This is a genomic window from Azonexus fungiphilus, assembly GCF_003634965.1.
Classification (GTDB): domain Bacteria; phylum Pseudomonadota; class Gammaproteobacteria; order Burkholderiales; family Rhodocyclaceae; genus Azonexus; species Azonexus fungiphilus.
In genome coordinates this window covers 355,784-377,012 of the sequence record NZ_RBXP01000011.1, presented here as the reverse complement: position 1 = coordinate 377,012, position 21,229 = coordinate 355,784, and the positions used below count along the sequence as shown (strand labels likewise).

Sequence of the window (21,229 nt, the reverse complement as noted above, 5' to 3'; positions counted from 1 at the left end):
ACACCATGAAACCCGAAGTCCTGCTTTCCCGCATCAGGGTGGTGCTTTGCCGCCCCAGTCATCCCGGCAACATCGGCGCTGCGGCGCGGGCGATGAAGACGATGGGCCTCACCGACCTGCGCCTGGTGACGCCGAAGCAGTTTCCCGATCCCGAGGCCGATACGCGGGCGACGGGAGCGGTCGACCTGCTGCAGCGCGCAAAAATTACCGCGACGCTGGCCGAGGCGCTGCACGGATGCGTCTTTGCCGTGGCCATGTCGGCGCGCCGGCGTGATCTCGGGCCGGCCGTCGGCAGTCCGCGCCAGACCATGGCGCGCCTGCTCGAAGCCGCGGCGAGCGGCGAGGTGGCGCTGGTCTTCGGCAACGAGACGGTCGGGCTGGCCAACGAGGAGGTGCTGCAATGCCAGGCGGCGGTGACGATTCCGACCGATCCCGGGTTCAGTTCGCTGAACCTCGGCGCTGCCGTCCAGGTGCTTTGCTACGAGTGCCGGATGGCCGCCTTCGATGGCGCCGCGCCGCTGCCCGAGCAGAAGGCGACGCCGTTCGCGGCGCTGCCGGCGACGCATGACGAGATCGAGGGCTTGTACGGCCATCTCGAGTCGGTGATGACCGAAACCGGCTTCTACAATCCGCAGCAGCCCGGCCGCCTGTTGCCCAAGCTGCGCCGGCTGTTCGGCCGGGTCGGCCTGGAGAAGGACGAGGTCAACATCCTGCGCGGCATCCTCGCCGCCACCCGCCAGCCGACCGGCCACGGGCGCAAGGACTGATCAGCGCGCCAGGCGGGCGAGCAGGCGGTCGAGCTGGTTGGCGAAGGCTTGCCGGTCGGCCTGGCTGAACGCCGCCGGGCCGCCGGTCTCGATGCCGGCGGCGCGCAGGCCTTCCATGAAGTCGCGCAGGTTCAGGCGTTCGCGGATGGTCGCCGTGGTGTACAGCTCGCCGCGCGGGTTCAGCGCCTGGGCGCCGCGCTCGATGACCAGCGCCGCGAGCGGGATGTCGGCGGTGACCACCAGGTCGCCCGGTGCCGCCTGGGCGACGATGTGTGCGTCGGCGACGTCGAAGCCGTGCGCGACCTGGATCGCGCGGATGTATTTCGAGGGCGGCGTGCGCAGCATCTGGTTGGCGACCAGCGTCGTCTCGATCCGGCAGCGTTCGGCGGCGCGGAAGATGATTTCCTTGATCACGCCCGGACAGGCGTCGGCGTCGACCCAGATGCGCATCTCAGTAACGCCAGGCGAGCCAGGCGGCCAGCGCGAAGAGGACGATCATCAGGTAGCCGGCGAGGCCGCCGAGCAGCATCTGCCGGTCGCCCTGGCGGCCGAGCGCGAGCATTTCGGTGACCGGGACGCGGCGCCCGTAGCGGGCCTCGCCGGCCTGGCCGATGCGGATCGAGACCAGGGCCGCGGCGATGCCGAGCGCGCCGACCAGCGGCGCCGGGGTGTACGCCCAGGCGATCCAGGCGAGCGGGGCGAAGATTGCGGCAAGGCTGACGCCGCGCATGAGCAGGACGGTGTGGCGGGGTTTCATGCAGCCTCCAGGATCTGGCGCGCCAGCCGTTCGATGTCGGCGGCGTCGAGTCCGCCGGCAGCGTGGCTGCGGCGGTTGCCGGTGCCGTAGTCGCGGGCCCGGGCGCGGGCATAGAGCGGGTCGTAGTGATGGCGCAGCAGCGACTCGGTCAGCCCGGCGAAATCCTGCGCGTCGATCTGCGCGTGCCAGGCATTGATCCGTTCGTGGCCGAGCAGCGGCCGCAGTGCATCGAGATGGCGCTTGAGGCTGGCGGCGTCCACCGTGAAGTAGTCGTAGTCACGCTGCAGGAAGGCGACCCGGGCGGCCAGGTCGGCCTCGATCGTGCACAGTTTGCCGGCCTGCATCGCCACGAACAGGTTTTCCGGCAGGCGCAGGCTGCCGATCTTGCGCGATTCGGCTTCGACGAATACCGGCCGGGCCGGATCGAAGCCGCGCAGCGCCTGCCACAGCTGGGTCTCGAACCATTTCTGCGAGGGTTGCGGCAGGCCGGGCAGGCGGCCGAGCACCGAGCCCTTGTGGCAGGCCAGCGCCTCGAGATCGAGCGCCTGTCCGCCATGGCCGGCGATCGCCTGGAGCACGCGCGTCTTGGCCGAGCCGGTCGGGCCGTCGATGACGACGAAGCGCAGGCCGCCGGGCAGGCGTTCGAGTTCGCCGAGCACGTGGCTGCGGAAGGTCTTGTAGCCGCCCTCGAACTGGCAGGCGTCCCAGCCGATCGAACGCAGTACCGTGGTCATCGCGCCCGAGCGCATGCCGCCGCGCCAGCAGACGATCAGCGGGCGCCAGTGCTTGTCGTGGTTGAGGAAAAGGCGTTGCAGGTGGCCGGCGATGTTGGCCGAGATGTAGGCGGCGCCCAGCTTCTTGGCGACGAAGGGCGAGACCTGCTTGTACAGCGTGCCGACCTCGGCGCGTTGCGCGTCGTCGAGGACCGGGCAGGAAATTGCGCCGGGGATGTGGTCGTCGGCGAATTCGGCCGGCGAGCGGACATCGATGATGCTGTCGAACGCGTCGAGTTCGGCCAGCGTCGCGATGCCCTTGCGCCGCCGCGGCGTTGCGCTGCCGTTCACGTTCAGGCCGCCCGGCTGCCCATCGCTTCGCCCATGCGGATGGCGCGGGCCGGCGCCCAGTCGGGATTGAACTGCAGGCAGTTCCTGGGGAAGGCCATGACCACCGTCGAGCCGAGCAGGAAGCGGCCCATTTCCTGGCCTTTTTCGAGGTTGACCGTGGTATCGCCGTCGTAGCGCCATTCGCGCACGACGCCCGGGCGCGGCGGGTTGATCGTGCCCTGCCAGACGGTCGCCATGCTGCCGACGATGGTGGCGCCAACCAGGACCAGCGCGAACGGGCCGTGCTCGCCTTCGAAGATGCAGACGACGCGCTCGTTGCGTGCGAACAGCCCGGGCACGCCGCGGGCGGTGGTCGGATTGACCGAGAAGAGGGCGCCGGGGACGTGGATCATCCGTGTCAGCCGGCCGGCGCAGGGCATGTGGATGCGGTGGTAGTCGCGCGGGCTGAGGTAGAGCGTGGCGAACTGGCCGTTCTCGAAGCGTGCGGCGAGCTCGCGGTCGCCGCCGAGCAGCGCGGTGGTCGAGTAGCTGTGGCCCTTGGCCTGGAAGATCTGGTCGCGCTCGATGGCGCCGAACTGGCTGATCGCGCCGTCCACCGGACAGAGGAAGTCGGCGTCGGCGAGCGGCCGGGCGCCGGCCTTCAGCGGCCGGGTGAAGAATTCGTTGAAGCTCTTGTAGGCGGCGATGTCGGGTTCGGCCGCTTCGTTCATGTCGACGCCGTAACGGCCGACGAACCAGCGGATCACCGAGGTTGTCAGGGTGCCGGCCTCGGCGGCGGCGAGCCGGCCGGCGAGGCGGGTCAGCGCCTGTTTCGGGAGCAGGTATTGGGGCAGGACGGCAAGGCGGTCGGACACAGGCGATTCCGGATTGTGAAAAATGGCAATTATACCGGGTCGACCGTGGTCGACGCGCTTTCCGTCCCGCTGTCGGGGTCATGCGGCGTGCCGAAGGCCGGTTTCGACGACCAGCGCTCGCGCCGCCATTTCTCGCGTTCGCCGTTGGCGCAGAAGGTCCAGGCGACGATCCGGCTCTGCTTCTGGCCCTGCGCCATCGGGATGATGCGCGATTCGACGACCTTGGCCTTCTTCAGCGCCGCCTCGATGTGCACCAGGTTGTCGGCCTTCGACAGCAGCGTCGTGAACCACAGCACGCGCTTGGGAATCTGCGCGCTCTGCTCGATCATCGACTTGACGAAGGCGCGCTCGCCGCCGTTGCACCACAGTTCGGTGCCGCCGCCGCCGAAGTTCAGGCGCGGCTGCAGCGAGCCCTTGCCGGCGCCCGGCTTGCCGAGGTTGTTCCACTTGCGCTGGCTGACCGCCAGGACTTCGTCGGGCGAATTGTGGAAGGGCGGGTTGCACAGCGAGACGTCGAAACTCTCGCCGGCGCGCAGCAGGCCGGTGAAGATGTTGTCCCAGACCGGCTGGTGGCGCAGTTCGATGGCGCCGTCGAGGTCGGGGTTCTTGGCGATGATCCGGGCGCCGTTGGCCAGCGCCGCCTCGTCGATGTCCACGCCGAGGAAGGACCAGCCGTATTCGGCGTGGCCGATCAGCGGATAGACCAGGTTGGCGCCGGTGCCGATGTCGAGCGCGCGCACGCCGGGGCCGCCCGGGATGTTCTTCTTGTTGCAGCTGGCGAGCAGGTCGGCGAGTGCGTGCAGGTAGTCGGCGCGGCCGGGGATCGGCGGGCACAGGTAGCCCTCGGGGATTTCCCAGCCGCGGACGCCGTAGTGATGCATCAGCAGCGCCCGGTTGAGCGCCTTGACCGCCGCCGGGTTGGCGAAATCGATGGTCGGCGCGCCGGCCGGCGTCGTCTTCAGGTACTTGGCGAGCGCGGCCGAGGTCGCGGTCAGCGCGGCGAGGTCGTAGCCGTCGGCATTCTTGTTGCGCGGGTGCATGGTGGCTTTCCGGGAGCGGGGGCGCGATTGTCCCACGCCTGGCCGGGGCGACCAAGCGATGTTGCGGTCAACTGCCTGATTTTCCGGATTTTCCGGCGGTCGACCGTGAACGTCGGCTCAGTGCTCGCGGCCGTCGATGCGCGGCTTGAGCAGGATCGGGATGTAGCGCCAGCCGAGCAGGCCGAAAGCCAGCAGCCAGCAGGTGGCAGCAGCGTGGATGCAGGCCAGGTACAGCCCGGGAGCGAACTGCGGCAGGACGACGCGGATCGCCAGCGCCGCCAGCATCAGGTAGAGGACGCCACGGTCGACTGCCGAAAAGACGACTTTTCTGCCGGTATGGCCGTTGGCGATGCGCACGATCATCGCCGGGATGACGCAGCCCATGGCGCCGAAGGTGAACAGGTGGGTCGCCACCGAGCCGACCCAGCCGGGATCGGCGACCCGGGCCAGGGCGACGAGCAGCAACTGGCCGACGATCGCCAGGTAGCCGACGTACATGATGCCGATGTCGATGCGGCGCAACGCCAGCTGCGGGTGCCAGAAGACGAAGCGGACCAGGAGCAGCACCGCCAGCGCCAGCGACAGCGCCGCGGCGAGGTCGGCCGGCAGCAGGAAGCTGCCGACCAGGATCAGGCCGAGCAGCTTGATCGGCATGTCCAGGCGCGGCTGGCGCAGGATGTTCACCTGGAAGGCGCCTTTCATGAACTGCGTCAGCGTGCGTTCGAGCATGACCAGGAAGGCCAGCCGGAAGAGCGCCAGCGTCATCTCGCTGCCGGCCGCGAAATCGCCGTGCAGCAGCAGTTGCTTGGCGGCGATGAAGGCCGGCAGCAGGACGATGAAGAAGGCGTTGTCGCGGTAGCTGTCCTGTGCCCGGTAGCGGATCAGCGTCCACAGCAGCATGGCGACGATGCTGCCGAGGAAGAGGTTGTTCGAAAGCAGGAACAGCGCTGTCGGCCAGCTGCCGCCGACGGCCATGCCGAGGCGTTCGATCAGCCAGGCGGCGGCGAGGAAGGCGAGGGCGTCGCCATGGTGGCCGCGGATGTTCACCCAATTCTTGGTCGAGGTCAGCAGGAAGCCGCCGAGCACCGCCCAGCCGAAACCGAAGAACATCTCGTGGGCGTGCCAGCGCAGCGCATCGACGGGACTGACGGTCAACCCGCCGTAACCGGAAAAAACCATCGCCCAGACCAGCGGCAGCACGGCGCCGGCGATGCAGGCGAGCAGGAAGAAGGGGCGGAAGCCGACCAGCCACAGCGGATGGCGCACGGAGGACATGATTTTTCTCGTATCCGGGGTTGCAAAACGTCGCAACTTTACCAAGCCGGCAGCCCCGGACATTTGATTTATCCCATGGCGGCGCGCAGGAGGCGGGACATTGGCGTAAAATCACGGCCTTGCCCGAACCCGGAGAGAGACGACGGTCGGGACGGTTTTTTAAGGACTACGATGAAGCGTGTGGATGATTTCCGCTTGCGTTTTGGCAAGCACGAGCTGGTTCCGATCATGATCGGCGGCATGGGCGTCGATATCTCGACCGCCGACCTGGCGCTGGAGGCGGCCCGTCTCGGCGGTGTCGGCCATATTTCCGACGCGATGATCAACACGGTCTCCGACCGGCGCTACGAAACCAAGCACGTCAAGGAAAAGCTCGCGCTGTACAAGTACAACGTGAACAACGAGGACAAGTCGCCGGTCAAGTTCGACCTCGGCCGCCTCGAGGAAGCGACCCGCCTGCACGTCGAGGCGACGATGGCGCGCAAGCAGGGCAGCGGCATGGTCTTCATCAACTGCATGGAGAAGCTGACCATGAACGCGCCGCGCGAGACCCTCAAGGTCCGCATGTCGGCCGCGCTCGACGCCGGCATCGACGGCATCACCCTGGCCGCCGGCCTGCACCTCGGCTCCTTCGGCCTGATCGAGGACCACCCGCGTTTCCGCGATGCCAAGCTCGGCATCATCGTCTCGTCGGTGCGCGCACTGCAGCTGTTCCTGAAGAAGAGCGCGCGCACCAACCGCATGCCCGACTACGTCGTCGTCGAAGGCCCGCTGGCCGGCGGCCACCTCGGCTTCGGCATGGACTGGGCGCAGTACGACCTGGCCACCATCGTCGCCGAGGTCCTGCACTACCTCAAGGAAGAAAAGCTCGACATTCCGGTGATTCCGGCCGGCGGCATCTTCACCGGCACCGATGCGGCGCAGTTCCTCGATGCAGGCGCCGCCGCCGTGCAGGTGGCGACACGCTTCACCGTCGCCGAGGAATGCGGCCTGCCCGATGCCGCCAAGCAGGAATACTTCCGCGCCACCGAGGACGACATCGAGGTCAACCAGATTTCGCCGACCGGCTACCCGATGCGCATGATCAAGTCGAGCCCCGGCATCGGCGACGGCATCCGCCCGAACTGCGAGGCCTACGGCTACCTGCTCGACGCCAACGGCAAGTGCGCCTACATCGCCTCCTACAACCGCGAAGTGGCGGCGCACCCGGAAGCGCGCAAGGTCAAGGTCTGGGACAAGACCTGCCTGTGCACGCACATGCGCAACTTCGATATCTGGACCTGCGGCCAGCTCACCTGGCGGCTCAAGGACACCACCCGCAAGCTGGCCGACGGCAGCTACCAGATGCTCAGCGCCGAGCACATCTTCAAGGACTACCAGTTCAGCACCGACCAGCAGATCGCCCTGCCGGCCCTGCTGCAGGACTGATCGACACGGCTGCGCCGGCTTGCCGGCGCAGCCTCCATCAACCCGACCCCGGTCAGCCTGGCCGGGGATGAGGCAGGACCGGCCATGCCGACGCAAGAACGCGCCAACCGTTTCGCCACCGCGCCGACAGCCTTGCTCTTCGCCGCGCTGCTTTTCTTTGCGGCAGGCCTGGCGGCGGCCGCCGAGACCTTCAGCATCCACGGTTTCGGGACGCTGGGTGCGGTGCGCACCGATGGCGACGATGTCGAGTTCGTCCGTGACCTGTCCCAGGCGCGCGGCGCCAGCGATCGCTGGAGTGCCGCCACCGACAGCGCCTTCGGCCTGCAGGCCGGCTGGCAGCCGGCAGCACAATGGCAGGTGGTGGTCCAGGCGCTGAGTCGTTACCGCTACGACCGGAGTTTCCGCCCGGAGATCGCCTGGGCTTTCGTCAAGTACGAGCCGACGCCCAATCTCAGTCTGCGCGCCGGCCGTCTGGGGACGGAATTCTTCATGCTCGCCGACTCGCGCTGGGTCGGTTATTCCTTCCTCACCGTCCGCCCGCCCGGCGACTATTTCTGGTACCTGCCGTTCTACAGCATCCACGGCGCCGATGCTGCGCTGACTCTCCCGGCCGGCGAAGGCGTCGTCCGCGGCAAGCTGTTCTACGGCCGTTCGCGCGGCAGCATCCCGCTCGCCGACGAGCAATGGGACATCCGCGGCTCGCCGATGGTCGGCGGCTATCTCGAATACCAGTCGGGGCCCTGGCAGGTCCGCGGCAGCTACGCCAACCTGCGCTTCGAGCACGACCTGCCGCTGGCACCGGTGCTGCTCAAGGAGGCCGGCATCGTCCTTGCCCAGGCCGATGCCGATTTCCTGAAAACCCGGGGAACGCGGACGCATTACTACTCGTTCGGCCTGGTCTACGACAAGGGACCGCTGCAGGCCCACCTGATGCTCAATCACATCGAGCAGGGCAGCAACGCGCTGGAAAGCTCGGACGGCGGCTACGCCCTGGTCGGCTACCGGGTCGGCGAGTGGACGCCCTACCTGGGCTATTCGCGGGTCTATTCGAAAGCCGGCAAGCGGCCGCCCAGCCAGGTCGCCGGTTATGTCGTCGCCGACTCCCATTCCGACCAGAAGACGGTGTTCGCCGGGGTGCGCTGGGACTTCGCCCGCAATCTGGCGCTGAAGGCGCAGTGGGACGGCATCCGCGGCGATGCCGATTCGCTCTTTCCTTACCGCCAGGACCGGCGTGCCACCTGGGACGGGCGTCTGAACGTCTTCTCGATGAGCCTGGATTTCGTCTTCTGAACGCATGATCCGCGGCCTCTGCAAACTCCTGCTCGTCTGCCTCGGCTGCGCCACGGCCGGTTCGGCGCTGGCCGAGCTGGTCGTCGTGGTCAATGCCCGCAGCGGTGTCGCGGCGATGACGCGCAACGAAGTGGTCAACGTCTTCTTCGGTCGCAACCGCCAGTTCTTCAACGGCCTCGAGGCGCTCCCGGTCGATCTCGACGATGCCAATCCGAAGCGGGCGCAGTTCTACAAGCTGCTGATCGGCAAGGACCTCTCCGACATCAATGCCTACTGGTCGCGCCAGGTGTTCACCGGCCGCATGCAGGCGCCGCCGCGCCTGCAATCGACCGACGAGGTGCTGAAATGGGTGGTCAGCCACCCCGGCGGCATCGGCTTCATCGAGCTGTCCCGGGCCGACGCCCGGGTCCGCGTCGTGTACGAACTCAAGCCCTGAACTCCGGCTTGCGCCGGTGGTCATAAAAACTCAATATAGGGCTGGCAGGCTGCTGCCGGCAGCGGTCCGATCCGCTTCCGATGCCACCTGCACGACAACGACAAGGAGACAAACCATGCCGCAAAGAACCATCCGCAACATGCTTGCCGATCGTCCGCTGATCACTGCCACGCCCGACATGAGCGTGCGCGTGGCCTGCCGCCTGATGGCGGAAAAGCGCATCGGCGCCCTGCTGGTGATGGAAGGCGAGCGCATCGCCGGCATCTTCACCGAGCGCGATGCACTGAACAAGGTGCTCGCCGGCAACCTCGATCCGGACCGCACGCCGCTGGCCCAGGTGATGGTCGCCGAGCCGCTGTGCATCCGCGCCGACCGGCCGCTGTCGCACGCCCTGCACATGATGTCCGAAGGCGGTTTCCGCCATGTGCCGGTAGTCGAGGACGACGGCCGGGCGATCGGCATGGTTTCGGCGCGCGATGCGCTCGGCCAGGAAATGGTCGAGCTCGAGTACGACATCAAGCGCATGGCGGCGCTCGAGACCTCGATCGGCTACTGAGCCGCCGACCAGCCGAAGCGTTCGAGCAGGGCGGCGAATTCTCCGCCCGGCGGGGCGTCGACCGTCAGCGTCCGGCCGTCGGCCGGATGGCTGAAGGACAGTTGCGTGCACGCCAGCAGCAGCCGGCGGCAGCCGAACTGTTCGGCGAAGAAGCGGTTGTGGCGGCCCTTGCCGTAGGTTGCGTCGCCGATGATCGGGTGCGCGATGTGCTTGAGGTGGCGGCGCAGCTGGTGCTTGCGCCCGCTTTCCGGGTTCAGTTCGAGCAGCGCGTAGCGGCTGCTCGGGTAGCGGTCGACGGCGACCGGGAGTTCGATCGTCGCCAGCCGGCGGAAGTGGGTCAGTGCCGGCTGCGCCTCTTGGCTGCAGTGTTCGCCCTGGAATTCGTAGTCGTCGCGCTGGCGCGTCAGCGGATGATCGATGCTGCCGCTTGCCGGCGGATGGCCGCGGACCACCGCCAGGTAGCGCTTGCCGACCGTGCCGGCGGCGAACTGGCGGCCGAGGGCGCCGGCGATTTCCGGGCTCAGTCCGAACAGCAGCACGCCCGAGGTGCCGCGGTCGAGGCGATGCGCCGGCCAGACCTTCTGGCCGATCTGGTCGCGCAGCAGCTGGATCGCGAAGCGCGTCTCGTGGCGGTCGATTTCCGAACGATGGACGAGCAGGTTGGCCGGCTTGTCGATGACGACGATCTGGGTGTCGCGGTAGAGCACCGGCAGCGGCGGCTCGCCGCCGATGTCACGGTCGACCGCGTTGTCAGGCAAAAAACCGTTCCCTGGCGGTACCCGGGATGGTCATGCCGGTGACGTGAGCGCGTTCGAGCAGTTCCCAGTAGTAGCGGTAGGAGGCGCGGTCGTGCAGCTTGCCGGCGTGCTGGATCGGGCCCCAGTCGGTGTCCTGGGCGGCGATCAGGATTTCCGTGGCAGCTTCGACCTCGGAGAAATCCGGGCGCATCGCCTCGACGATGGGCACGATCTGGTTGGGGTGGATGCTCCACATGCGCAGGTAGCCGAATTCCTGGCGGGCGCGGCGGGCGTCGTTGCGGATGTAGTCGATGTCCTTGAGCTCGGTGGTGACGTTGTGCGCCGGCACCACGCCGTTGGCCAGCGCAGCGGCGGTGATCTCGCACTTGGCGCGGGCGACCAGCGGGTGCTCGAACTGGCCGGGGCTCTTCATGGCGCTGCCGGGAATCGCGCCGTGGTGGCCGGAAACGAAGTCCATCAGGCCGAAGTCGAGCGACTCGACGCCGGGCAGGGCGGCGATCTCCCAGACTTCGCGCAGGGCGCCGTGGGTTTCGATCAGCACGTGCACCGAAATCCTGCGGTCGACGCCGTGGGCGCGCTCGATTTCGCGCAGGGCCTCGATCTGCGTCTGCACGTCGCCGGCACTGCACGGCTTGGGCAGGGTGATGAAGGGCAGGCGGCTGCCGGCGCGGCCGACCAGGATTTCGAGGTCCTGGCGCCAGTGGGCGTGGGTGACGTCGTGGATGCGCGCACCGACGCGGTTGTACAGGTTGTCCGCGCTGTTGATGACGGCGGCGGCCATCTCGGCGTGCTCGCGCTCGGCGCCGGCATGGGCGCCATCCTCGCAGTCGCAGGTGATGTCGAAGATCGGGCCGAGTTCCTTCTGCAATTGCAGCGCCTTTCGCATCAGCTTTTCCGAGCCGGCGTAGTGGTCGACGGCGGGGAGGACGGGGAAGGGCTTTTCGCCGGCGAAGAGGGTGTGCTTGGGATGGCGCATGACGGGTTCGGTCCGATGAAAATACGCGGAATCTGACGGTCGACCGTCGAATTCGATGAATTTCGCGGCCGATGAAAGAAAAAGGCCGCGGTATTTTACCGCGGCCCCGGGTGTTGGCTGAACAGCCGCTTAGAGCATGCCGGCGACGGCGGCGCGCTCGTCTTCCAGTTCCTTCAGGGTGATCGCGATCTTGCTCTTGGCGTATTCGTCGATCTCCAGGCCCTTGATCAGCGTGAAGCTGCCGTTCTTGCACTCGCACGGCATGCCGAAGACGAGGCCTTCCGGAATGCCGTAGCCGTTGTCGGCCGGTGCCGGGATGCCCATCGTGACCCATTCGCTGGAACCGAGGTGCCAGTCGCGGATGTGGTCGATCGCGGCGTTGGCGGCGGAAGCGGCGGACGACAGGCCGCGGGCGTCGATGATCGCGGCGCCGCGCTTGCCGACCGTCGGCAGGAAGACGTCGTTGTTCCAGGCGGCGTCATTGATCAGGTTCTTGACGCTGTCGCCGTTGGAGGTGACGAAGCGGTAGTCGGCGTACATCGACGGCGAGTGGTTGCCCCAGACGACCAGCTGCTTCAGCGACGAGACCGGGCGACCGGCCTTCTGGGCCAGCTGCGTGAGAGCGCGGTTGTGGTCGAGGCGGAGCATGCCGTGGTAGTTGTTCGGGTTGGTGCGGCCGACCTTGATCGCTGCGGCGCGGGCGATGTAGGCGTTGGTATTGCACGGGTTGCCGACGACCAGGACCTTGACGTCTTCCTTGGCGTTCTCGGCGATGGCCTTGCCCTGGACGGTGAAGATCGCGCCGTTGGCCTGCAGCAGGTCGGCACGCTCCATGCCCGGGCCGCGCGGACGGGCGCCGACCAGCAGGCAGACGTCGGCATCCTTGAAGGCGACGTTCGGATCATCGGTGGCGACCATGCCGGCGAGCAGCGGGAAAGCGCAGTCGTCGAGTTCCATCATCACGCCCTGAACGGCCTTCTGGGCCTGCGGCAGGTCGAGCAGTTGCAGAATGACCGGCTGGTCCTTGCCGAGCATTTCGCCCGAGGCAATGCGGAACAGCAGGCTATAACCGATCTGGCCGGCGGCGCCGGTCACGGCAACGCGCATGGGGGCTTTGGACATGTATCGCTCCTGAATTTGAACAGCTTGGTTGAATTGTTCGATGTACCCGAATGCAGACGTTTTTCTTCCTTGCGTCGGTCGGCACCGGAGACCAAGATGTTAGAAGTTCGGTCCGGTGCTGTCAAATCATCATCTGTCTTATATAAGACAACTTTTCGTGGACGCTGGTCGAGAAGTGTGCTGAAATCCCGGGCCATGAATCGCGATGCCAACCGTCCTGCCGTGCGCGCCACGGCCCCGACCTTCAGCCCGCTCTACCGGCAGATCAAGGATTTCCTGGTCGCCAGCCTGGAGCGCGGCGAGTGGGGGCCGGGTGATGCGATCCCCAGTGAGGGCGAGCTGGCGCAGCGTTTCAATGTCAGCCAGGGAACGGTGCGCAAGGCGATCGACGAGATGGCCGCCGAGAACATGCTGGTTCGCCGCCAGGGCAAGGGCACCTTCGTGTCCACCCACGACGATCCGCGCTCCTTCTATCGTTTCCTGCGCCTCCTGCCCGACGACGGCGTCGCCGTGCCGTCGGCCAGCGACCCCTTTTTCTGCGAGACGATCGCCGCCAGTGCCGAAGTTGCTGCCGCGCTCGGCCTGCAGCCGGGCGATCCGGTGATTCACGTCAAGCGCCTGCTGAGCTTTGCTGGCGAGACCGTGGTCTTCGATCAGATCTACCTGCTCGCCGATCTGTTCGGCGGCCTGACGCTGGACGCCCTGCGCGCCGGCGAGCGTTCGCTGTACAGCCTGTTCGAGAGCGATTTCGGCGTGCGCATGATCAACGCCGAGGAGCGCCTGCGTGCCGTCGGCGCCGATTCCGAGAGCGCCGGCCACCTCGGGGTCGGGGTTGGTGACCCCCTGTTGCTGGTCGAGCGGACGGCTTACACCTACGGTAATAAACCGGTGGAATGGCGCCGCGGTTTGTACTGCACGCGCAGCCACTATTACAAGAATGATCTGGGTTGAACCTGCCACTTTTTTGCTTGCCGAAAGCACGCTGTGTGGCGCTTCGCGGCCGTTTTTGACTGTATAATTACGGCTCTTTTCAAACCACGTACAAGCGGATAATCCGCACTCTTACGCGAGGGATGACGTTCATGGCAGAAATGTCCATCAAGAAGAAACGTCCAAAAAATTTGGACTTGACGACCATCAGGTTGCCATTGCCCGGCAAGGTTTCAATTCTGCATCGCGTCAGCGGTGCCGGCTTGTTTCTCTGCTTCCCGGTGATGCTCTGGCTCTTCGGTGCCAGCCTGGGTTCCCCTGAGAGTTTTGCCGACTTCCAGTCGGTTGCCGGCCATCCGCTGGTCAAGGTGATTCTCGCCGGTCTGCTGTGGGCCTTCGTGCATCATTTCTGCGCCGGTATCCGCTTCCTGCTGCTCGACGTCCATGTTGGCATCGAGAAGGAAGCTGCCCGCCAGTCCGCCGCTGTCGTTTTTGCCGTCAGCATCCCGTTGACCCTGATCCTGTGGGGGGTTCTGCTGTGATCAACCGTATCGTTGTCGGTGCCCATTACGGCCTCAAGGACTGGATCGCCCAGCGCGCCACCGCGGTCATCATGGCCGTCTACTCGGTCGTCATCGCTGCCGTGCTGATCGTCGTCCGTCCCTCGACCTTCGAGGCCTGGCAAGGCATCTTCGCCAATGGCGTCATCAAGTTCTTTACCTTCCTGTTCTTCGTCAGCCTGTTCTACCACGCCTGGATCGGCGTGCGTGACATCTGGATGGACTACGTCAAGCCGACGGCCCTGCGCCTGACCCTGCATGTCCTGACCATTGCCGCGCTGGTGGGTTACACCGCGTGGGCTGCCGCGATTCTCTGGAGGCTGTAAGCGTGAGTATTCCTGTTCTGAAATTCGATGCGGTCATCGTCGGTGCCGGTGGCGCCGGTCTGCGGTCCGCGATCCAGTTGTCCGAAGCCGGCCTGAAGACGGCCGTCCTGTCCAAGGTCTTCCCGACCCGTTCGCATACCGTTGCCGCCCAGGGCGGCGTTGCCGCCTCGCTCGGCAACTCCGAGGAAGATCACTGGCACTGGCACATGTACGACACCGTCAAGGGTTCCGACTGGCTCGGCGACCAGGACGCGATCGAGTTCATGGTGCGCAAGGCCAACGAGTGCGTCGTCGAGCTTGAGCATTACGGCATGCCCTTCGACCGTACCGACGACGGCAAGATCTACCAGCGTCCGTTCGGCGGCCACATGTCGAACTTCGGCGAGAAGCCGGTGCGCCGCTCCTGTGCTGCTGCCGACCGTACCGGTCACGCCATGCTGCATGCGATGTATCAGCGCAACGTCAAGGCCAACACCCAGTTCTTCGTCGAGTGGATGGCCCTGGACCTGATCCGCGACAGCGAAGGCCATGTGCTGGGCGTTACGGCGATGGAAATGGAAACCGGCCAGGTCGTGATTTTCCACACCCGTGCCACCATCTTCGCCACCGGCGGTGCCGGCCGCATCTTCTATTCTTCCACCAACGCCTTCATCAACACCGGTGACGGCCTGGGCATGGCGGCGCGCGCCGGCATCCCGCTGGAAGACATGGAGTTCTGGCAGTTCCACCCGACCGGCGTCGCCGGTGCCGGTGTGCTGATCACCGAAGGCGTCCGTGGCGAAGGCGGCATCCTGCGCAACGCCAACAAGGAACGCTTCATGGAGCGCTACGCGCCGAACGCCAAGGACCTGGCGTCGCGCGACGTGGTTTCCCGCGCCATGACCACCGAAATCAACGAAGGCCGCGGTTGTGGCGTCAACAAGGACTACGTCCTGCTCGACATCACCCACCTCGATCCCAACACCATCATGAAGCGCCTGCCGGGCATCCGCGAAATCGGCCTGCAGTTCGCCGGTGTCGATTGCATCAAGGAACCGCTGCCGGTGGTGCCGACCTGCCACTACCAGATGGGCGGTATCCCGACGCATTACTCCGGTCGCGTCGTGACGCCGCAGAACGGCGACTACAACACCGTCGTTCCGGGCTTCTACGCCGCTGGCGAATGTGCCTGTGCCTCGGTGCACGGCGCCAACCGCCTCGGTACCAACTCGCTGCTCGACCTGCTGGTCTTCGGCAAGTCGGCCGGTGATTCCGCTGTCGAGGATCTCAAGGCCGGCAAGGCGCATCGCGAACTGCCGAAGAATGCCGCCGAGCAATCCCTGGCGCGGATCGCCGCACTTGACAGCCGCAAGGGCGGTGCCAACGTGCACGAAACCCGTCTGGCCATGCAGCGCACGATGCAGAACCACGCCGGTGTGTTCCGTTTCGGCGACCTGCTCAAGTCCGGCGTCGAGAAGATCCTCGAAGTCGAGAAGGCAGCCCGCGAACTCGAGATCAAGGACAAGTCGATGGCCTGGAACACGGCGCGTACCGAAGCTCTCGAAATGGAAAACCTGATCGAGGTCGCCAAGGCGACGATGCTCTCCGCCGAGGCCCGCAAGGAATCGCGCGGCGCCCACGTGCGCGACGATGCCCCGGATACCCCGGAATTCCCGAACGGTCGCAACGACGCCGAATGGCTCAAGCACACGCTGTTCAACCCGGTCGACAACAGCATCTCGTACAAGCCGGTCAACATGCAGCCGCTGACCGTCGAACCGATCGCGCTGAAGACGCGTTCGTACTAATCGGAGAAGAAGATGAGCAAACGTACGGTTCAATTCAGCATCTACCGCTACGATCCGGACAAGGACGACGCGCCCTACATGCAGGACATCTCGGTCGAGCTCGAGCCGACCGATCGCAAGCTGCTGGATGCCCTGACCAAGTTGAAGGCCAAGGACGACACGCTGTCCTATCGTCGTTCCTGCCGCGAAGGCGTCTGTGGTTCGGACGCGATGAACATCAACGGCAAGAACGGTCTGGCCTGCCTGACCGACATCGACGAACTCAAGCAGCCGATCGTCCTGCGTCCGCTGCCCGGCCTGCCGGTCATCCGCGACCTGATCGTCGACATGACCCAGTTCTTCAAGCAGTATCACTCGATCAAGCCCTACCTGATCAACAACGATCCGGCACCGGAGCGCGAGCGTCTGCAGTCGCCGGAAGACCGTGAAGAGTTGAACGGTCTCTACGAGTGCATCCTGTGCGCCTGCTGCTCGACTTCCTGTCCGTCGTTCTGGTGGAATCCGGACAAGTTCGTCGGCCCGGCCGGCCTGCTGGCTGCCTATCGCTTCATCGCCGACACGCGCGACCAGGCGACCAACGAGCGCCTCGACAACCTCGAGGATCCGTACCGCCTGTTCCGTTGCCACACCATCATGAACTGCGTTGACGTGTGCCCGAAGGGTCTGAACCCGACCAAGGCCATCGGCAAGATCAAGGACATGATGGTCCGTCGCGCCGTCTGATGGAACGCCAGGACTACGAACGCCTGCGCTGGCGTTGTATCAGGCGCGCCCTGCTCGAACTCGATATCACGCTGACGCGTTTTCTCGATGACGGATTCGATCAGCTGACCGAGGAGGAGCAGGCGGTGTTCGTGGACCTGGTGGCGCTGGAGGACCACGATCTGTGGTACCTCATCAGCGGCAAGACCGAGTGCACCGACGACGAGGCGCACTTCGCGCCCGTTGTCGAAAAACTCCGTAAGTGTTCAGTAAGGTTGGCGAACTAACTTTGTAACGTTGACCGATTTTTGGCAGTGCAGTGACAACCAACACCTGTAAAGGGAATAAACCATGACGACCGAACGCAAGGCAACCCTGAGTATCGACGGACAAGCACCCGTCGATTTCCCGATCATGTCCCCGACGCATGGCAATGACTGTGTCGATATCCGTACGCTGGGCGGCAAGACCGGGCTGTTCACCTATGACTCCGGGTTCCTGTCGACCGCCAGCTGCAAGTCCAAGATCACCTTCATCGACGGCGACAAGGGCGAGCTGCTTTATCGTGGTTACCCGATCGAGCAACTGGCCGAGAACTGCAACTTCCTCGAAGTGGCCTACCTGCTGAAGAACGGCGAACTGCCGAACGCCTCCCAGAAGGTCAATTTCGAAACCACCATCAAGAAGCACACGATGGTGCACGACCAGCTCACCCGCTTCTACAACGGTTTCCGCCGTGACGCTCACCCGATGGCCGTCATGGTCGGTGTCGTCGGTGCCCTGTCTGCCTTCTACCATGAGGCAATGGACTATTCCGACGCCGAGCATCGCAACATCAGCTTCAACCGCATCGTCGCCAAGCTGCCGACGATCGTCGCGATGGCCTACAAGTACAATACCGGCGCGCCGTTCATGTATCCGGACAACGAGCTGGACTACACCGCGAACTTCATGCGCATGATGTTCGGTACCCCGTGCGAGAAGTACGTGCCGAACCCGGTTCTGGTCCGTGCCCTCGACGTCATCTTCACGCTGCATGCCGATCACGAGCAGAACGCGTCGACGTCGACCGTCCGCCTGGCCGGTTCGTCCGGTGCCAACCCGTTTGCCTGCATCTCGGCCGGTATCGCCTGCCTGTGGGGTCCGGCGCACGGTGGCGCGAACGAAGCCTGCCTGCAGATGCTGGAACAGATCGGCGACGTTTCCCGTGTCGGCGAGTACATCAAGCGTGCCAAGGACAAGAATGACTCGTTCAAGCTGATGGGCTTCGGTCACCGCGTCTACAAGAACTTCGATCCGCGTGCCAAGCTGATGCGCAAGGTCTGCAACGAAGTCCTGACCGAACTGGGCCTGGAAAACGACCGCCTGTTCAAGCTGGCGATGGAGCTCGAGAAGATCGCCCTCGAGGACGACTACTTCGTCGAGAAGAAGCTCTACCCGAACGTCGATTTCTACTCCGGCATCGTCCAGAAGGCGATCGGTATCCCGACCGAGATGTTCACCTGCATCTTCGCGCTGGCCCGCACGGTCGGCTGGATGACGCAGTGGGAAGAAATGATCTCCGATCCGGAATACAAGATCGGTCGCCCGCGCCAGTTGTATGTCGGCGCAGCCAAGCGCGACGTTGTACCGCTCGCCCAGCGCGGCTAATATAATAAACGGGCGGCCTGAGGCCGCCCTTTTTTCATGCAGAGACTAGTTCGACTGCATTCGCAGAGACAGAGAAAAAACCCTGGTGGGGACACCTATGACCACGATGAATGAAAAGTTCGACAGCACGCTTTACTTTGGTGGTAATGCGCCCTTCGTCGAAGAAGTTTACGAAAACTACCTGAACGACCCGACTTCCGTTTCGCCCGAGTGGCGTGACTATTTCGACCGCCTGGCCCAGATGCCGGGCTTTGTCGCGCGTGACGTGGCGCATGCGCCGGTCGTCGCGGCTTTCGCCGAGCTGGCCAAGGAGGGCGGCTTCCGCCAGACAGCTCCGGCATCCTCGGCAAGCGAGCACAAGAAGCAATCGGCGGTCGGTCAGCTGGTTACCGCCTATCGTTCGCTCGGGACCCGCTGGGCCGACCTTGATCCGCTCAAGCGCGTGCCGCGTCCCAAGCTCGACGAGCTGGAACCGTCGTTCTACGGCTTCACCGATGCCGACCTGAACCAGACCTTCAACGTCGGTTCGCTCAAGGGGCTGCCCGAGAACGCCAAGTTCAGCGACATTCTCGAGACGCTCAAGCAGACCTATTGCGGCACGATCGGCGTCGAGTACATGTACATGACGGATTACAACGAGAAGCGCTGGCTGCAGGAAAAGCTGGAAGGCATCCGCTCGCGCCCGTCGTACAACGCCGAACAGAAAAAGCGCATCCTCGAGCGGTTGACCGCGGCAGAGACGCTGGAGCGTTACCTGCACACCAAGTACGTCGGCCAGAAGCGCTTCTCGCTCGAAGGCGGCGAATCGCTGATCGTTGCCATGGACGAAGCAATCCGCTCCGGTGGCGCCCTCGGCGTTGATGAAGTGGTTGTCGGCATGGCCCACCGCGGTCGCCTGAATGTCCTAGTCAATACGCTGGGCAAGGCTCCGTCGATGCTCTTCGCCGAGTTCGAAGGCAAGAAGAAGAGCGATCTCTCGGCCGGCGACGTCAAGTACCACATGGGTTTCTCGTCCGATGTGTCGACCCCGGGAGGTCCCTGCCACTTGACGCTGGCCTTCAACCCGTCGCACCTCGAGATCGTCAATCCGGTCGTTGAAGGCTCGGTCTATGCCCGCCAGGTCCGTCGTGGCGAAGGCAGCAAGAGCAAGGTCCTGCCGATCCTGGTCCATGGCGACGCTGCCGTCGCCGGCCAGGGCGTCAACCAGGAAATGCTCAATTTCTCGCAGACGCGCGGTTACGGCGTCGGCGGCACGCTGCACATCGTCGTCAACAACCAGGTCGGCTTCACCACCTCCGACCCGCGTGACTATCGCTCCGGCCACTACTGCACCGACATCTTCAAGATGGTCGATGCGCCGATCTTCCACGTCAATGGCGACGATCCCGAAGCGGTTGCGCTGGTCACCCAGATCGCCATCGAATATCGCCAGAAATTCCAGAAGCACGTTGTCATCGACATCATCTGCTACCGCAAGCTCGGCCACAATGAGCAGGACGAGCCGATGGTCACGCAGCCGCTGATGTACAAGATCATCGCCAAGCACCCGGGCACCCGCAAGCTCTACGGCGACAAGCTGATCGCCGAAGGCGTGCTGGCTGCCGACGGTCCGGACCAGATGATCGCCGAGTACCGCGCTCACCTCGACAAGGGCGAGTTGCTCTACAACCCGGTGCTGGCGGGCTACAAGCATCCGATGACGATCGACTGGACGCCGTTCCTGACCAAGAACTACATCGAGACCTGCGATACCACCGTGCCGCTGGCCGAACTGCAACGTCTGTCGCAGCGTCTGACGACGATCCCGGAAGGCTTCACGCTGCATTCCCGGGTCAAGAAGATCGTCGAGGATCGTGCCGCGATGGGCGAGGGCAAGCTGCCGGTCGACTGGGGCATGGCCGAGAACCTGGCCTATGCCTCGCTGCTGGTCTCCGGTTACGGTGTGCGGATTTCCGGCGAGGACGTCGGCCGCGGCACCTTCTTCCACCGCCATGCCGCTTTCCACGACCAGAACCGTACCAGCTGGGACGAGGGCACCTATCATCCGCTGAAGAACCTGCAGGACAAGCAGGCCGGTTTCCAGTGCTACGACTCGGTGCTGTCGGAAGAGGCCGTGCTCGCCTTCGATTACGGCTACGCCTCGGCCAATCCGTATGAACTGGTGATCTGGGAAGGTCAGTTCGGCGACTTCGCCAACGGCGCCCAGGTCGTCATCGACCAGTTCATCGCCTCCGGCGAAGCCAAGTGGGGTCGCGCCTGCGGTCTGGTCATGCTGCTCCCGCACGGCTACGAAGGCCAGGGTCCGGAGCACTCGTCGGCGCGTCCGGAGCGCTTCATGCAGTTGTGCGCCGAGATGAACATGGAAGTCTGCGTCCCGACCACTGCCGCCCAGGTTTTCCACATGCTGCGCCGTCAGGCCGTCCGCATGCAGCGCAAGCCGCTGATCGTGATGTCGCCGAAGTCGCTGCTGCGCCACAAGGATGCCGCCTCGTCGCTGGAAGAACTGGCCAACGGCGAATTCAAGCGCGTCATCGGTGAAGTGGACGACCTCGATGCGAAGAAGGTCAAGCGCATCATCCTGTGCAGCGGCAAGGTCTATTACGACCTGGTCAATGCCCGCCGCGAGAAAAAGATCAACGACATTGCCATCATTCGCCTCGAGCAGCTCTATCCGTTCCCCAAGGAGTCGCTCGAGAAGGAAATGGCAAAGTATCCGAAGGCGACCGAAGTCGTCTGGGCCCAGGAAGAACCCCGCAATCAGGGCGCCTGGTACTGGATCGCCTCGCGTCACCACCTGGATACTCAGCTCGGCAGCAAGCAGAAACTGCTGCTGGTGTCCCGTCCGGCTTCCTCGTCGCCGGCGGTGGGTTACCTGGCCAAGCACAACGAGCAAACCAAGGCACTGATCGAGTCCGCGCTGGGCAAGATCGACTACTAATAACGAAAGCAGA

22 protein-coding genes are annotated in these 21,229 nt (G+C 64.9%); 13 read left to right on the top strand and 9 right to left on the bottom strand.

Annotated elements, in window-relative coordinates; all coding sequences use genetic code 11:
• The first annotated feature begins 5 nt into the window (after nucleotides 1-5).
• On the top strand, nucleotides 6-767 hold the full coding sequence (locus DFR40_RS04635) for an RNA methyltransferase (RefSeq protein ID WP_121457296.1): 762 nt from the start codon (nucleotides 6-8) through the stop codon (nucleotides 765-767).
• On the opposite strand, the gene DFR40_RS04630 is transcribed toward DFR40_RS04635, so the two are convergent.
• From DFR40_RS04630 to DFR40_RS04605, 6 genes are all read right to left on the bottom strand, one after another.
• Nucleotides 768-1,217 (bottom strand): YaiI/YqxD family protein, encoded by a 450-nt coding sequence (locus tag DFR40_RS04630; RefSeq protein ID WP_121457295.1) that lies wholly within the window; start codon nucleotides 1,215-1,217, stop codon nucleotides 768-770.
• A gap of 1 nt (nucleotide 1,218) precedes the next feature.
• Complete coding sequence (locus DFR40_RS04625; RefSeq protein ID WP_121457294.1) at nucleotides 1,219-1,524, bottom strand: hypothetical protein; 306 nt, start codon at nucleotides 1,522-1,524, stop codon at nucleotides 1,219-1,221.
• Nucleotides 1,521-2,588, bottom strand: a complete 1,068-nt coding sequence (gene mnmH, locus DFR40_RS04620; RefSeq protein ID WP_121457293.1) for a tRNA 2-selenouridine(34) synthase MnmH — start codon at nucleotides 2,586-2,588, stop codon at nucleotides 1,521-1,523. Before mnmH ends, DFR40_RS04625 begins: the two co-directional genes overlap by 4 nt.
• Nucleotides 2,589-2,590: 2 nt before the next feature.
• On the bottom strand, nucleotides 2,591-3,442 hold the full coding sequence (asd, locus tag DFR40_RS04615) for an archaetidylserine decarboxylase (RefSeq protein WP_121457292.1): 852 nt from the start codon (nucleotides 3,440-3,442) through the stop codon (nucleotides 2,591-2,593).
• 29 nt (nucleotides 3,443-3,471) lie between these two features.
• Entirely contained in the window at nucleotides 3,472-4,482 is a 1,011-nt protein-coding gene (rlmF, locus tag DFR40_RS04610) for a 23S rRNA (adenine(1618)-N(6))-methyltransferase RlmF (RefSeq protein WP_121457291.1), read from the bottom strand.
• A gap of 117 nt (nucleotides 4,483-4,599) precedes the next feature.
• The gene (locus tag DFR40_RS04605) at nucleotides 4,600-5,757 is read right to left on the bottom strand and encodes an NnrS family protein (protein ID WP_121457290.1); all 1,158 of its coding nucleotides are present in this window, start codon (nucleotides 5,755-5,757) and stop codon (nucleotides 4,600-4,602) included.
• A gap of 171 nt (nucleotides 5,758-5,928) precedes the next feature.
• On the opposite strand from DFR40_RS04605, the gene DFR40_RS04600 reads away from it, so the two are divergent.
• The 4 genes from DFR40_RS04600 to DFR40_RS04585 all read left to right on the top strand — a co-directional run bounded on the left by DFR40_RS04600 (nucleotide 5,929) and on the right by DFR40_RS04585 (nucleotide 9,467).
• Nucleotides 5,929-7,185 (top strand): nitronate monooxygenase, encoded by a 1,257-nt coding sequence (locus DFR40_RS04600; protein ID WP_121457289.1) that lies wholly within the window; start codon nucleotides 5,929-5,931, stop codon nucleotides 7,183-7,185.
• Between the two features lie 84 nt (nucleotides 7,186-7,269).
• Entirely contained in the window at nucleotides 7,270-8,475 is a 1,206-nt protein-coding gene (locus DFR40_RS04595) for a porin (protein WP_121457288.1), read from the top strand.
• 4 nt (nucleotides 8,476-8,479) lie between these two features.
• Nucleotides 8,480-8,911 (top strand): hypothetical protein, encoded by a 432-nt coding sequence (locus DFR40_RS04590; RefSeq protein WP_121457287.1) that lies wholly within the window; start codon nucleotides 8,480-8,482, stop codon nucleotides 8,909-8,911.
• A 115-nt stretch (nucleotides 8,912-9,026) separates the two neighbouring features.
• Complete coding sequence (locus tag DFR40_RS04585; protein WP_121457286.1) at nucleotides 9,027-9,467, top strand: CBS domain-containing protein; 441 nt, start codon at nucleotides 9,027-9,029, stop codon at nucleotides 9,465-9,467.
• On the opposite strand, the gene DFR40_RS04580 is transcribed toward DFR40_RS04585, so the two are convergent.
• The 3 genes from DFR40_RS04580 to DFR40_RS04570 all read right to left on the bottom strand — a co-directional run bounded on the left by DFR40_RS04580 (nucleotide 9,461) and on the right by DFR40_RS04570 (nucleotide 12,323).
• The gene (locus DFR40_RS04580; RefSeq protein ID WP_245985598.1) at nucleotides 9,461-10,225 is read right to left on the bottom strand and encodes a tRNA pseudouridine(65) synthase TruC; all 765 of its coding nucleotides are present in this window, start codon (nucleotides 10,223-10,225) and stop codon (nucleotides 9,461-9,463) included. The two genes, DFR40_RS04585 and DFR40_RS04580, sit on opposite strands and share 7 nt — an antisense overlap.
• The gene (locus DFR40_RS04575) at nucleotides 10,218-11,201 is read right to left on the bottom strand and encodes an HpcH/HpaI aldolase/citrate lyase family protein (RefSeq protein WP_121457285.1); all 984 of its coding nucleotides are present in this window, start codon (nucleotides 11,199-11,201) and stop codon (nucleotides 10,218-10,220) included. Before DFR40_RS04575 ends, DFR40_RS04580 begins: the two co-directional genes overlap by 8 nt.
• Before the next feature lie 129 nt (nucleotides 11,202-11,330).
• Nucleotides 11,331-12,323 (bottom strand): malate dehydrogenase, encoded by a 993-nt coding sequence (locus DFR40_RS04570; RefSeq protein ID WP_121457284.1) that lies wholly within the window; start codon nucleotides 12,321-12,323, stop codon nucleotides 11,331-11,333.
• Nucleotides 12,324-12,518: 195 nt separating this feature from the next.
• On the opposite strand from DFR40_RS04570, the gene DFR40_RS04565 reads away from it, so the two are divergent.
• From DFR40_RS04565 to DFR40_RS04530, 8 genes are all read left to right on the top strand, one after another.
• Nucleotides 12,519-13,274 (top strand): GntR family transcriptional regulator, encoded by a 756-nt coding sequence (locus tag DFR40_RS04565; RefSeq protein WP_217350336.1) that lies wholly within the window; start codon nucleotides 12,519-12,521, stop codon nucleotides 13,272-13,274.
• Between the two features lie 131 nt (nucleotides 13,275-13,405).
• Nucleotides 13,406-13,795 (top strand): succinate dehydrogenase, cytochrome b556 subunit, encoded by a 390-nt coding sequence (gene sdhC, locus DFR40_RS04560; RefSeq protein ID WP_121457474.1) that lies wholly within the window; start codon nucleotides 13,406-13,408, stop codon nucleotides 13,793-13,795.
• Nucleotides 13,792-14,139: a succinate dehydrogenase, hydrophobic membrane anchor protein gene (gene sdhD, locus DFR40_RS04555; protein ID WP_121457283.1), complete on the top strand. Its 348-nt coding sequence runs from the start codon at nucleotides 13,792-13,794 to the stop codon at nucleotides 14,137-14,139. Before sdhC ends, sdhD begins: the two co-directional genes overlap by 4 nt.
• A 2-nt stretch (nucleotides 14,140-14,141) precedes the next feature.
• Nucleotides 14,142-15,926, top strand: a complete 1,785-nt coding sequence (gene sdhA, locus DFR40_RS04550) for a succinate dehydrogenase flavoprotein subunit (RefSeq protein ID WP_121457282.1) — start codon at nucleotides 14,142-14,144, stop codon at nucleotides 15,924-15,926.
• A 12-nt stretch (nucleotides 15,927-15,938) separates the two neighbouring features.
• Nucleotides 15,939-16,649 (top strand): succinate dehydrogenase iron-sulfur subunit, encoded by a 711-nt coding sequence (locus DFR40_RS04545; protein ID WP_121457281.1) that lies wholly within the window; start codon nucleotides 15,939-15,941, stop codon nucleotides 16,647-16,649.
• The gene (locus DFR40_RS04540; protein ID WP_121457280.1) at nucleotides 16,649-16,915 is read left to right on the top strand and encodes an FAD assembly factor SdhE; all 267 of its coding nucleotides are present in this window, start codon (nucleotides 16,649-16,651) and stop codon (nucleotides 16,913-16,915) included. The genes DFR40_RS04545 and DFR40_RS04540 overlap by 1 nt, the downstream gene beginning before the upstream one ends.
• 64 nt (nucleotides 16,916-16,979) lie before the next feature.
• Nucleotides 16,980-18,278 carry a citrate synthase gene (gene gltA / locus DFR40_RS04535; RefSeq protein ID WP_121457279.1) on the top strand — a complete coding sequence of 433 codons (1,299 nt, stop codon included), beginning with the start codon at nucleotides 16,980-16,982 and terminating at the stop codon, nucleotides 18,276-18,278.
• Nucleotides 18,279-18,375: 97 nt separating this feature from the next.
• A complete protein-coding gene (locus DFR40_RS04530) occupies nucleotides 18,376-21,216 on the top strand; it encodes a 2-oxoglutarate dehydrogenase E1 component (protein ID WP_425453929.1) in 2,841 nt (946 codons plus the stop codon).
• Nucleotides 21,217-21,229: the final 13 nt, after the last annotated feature.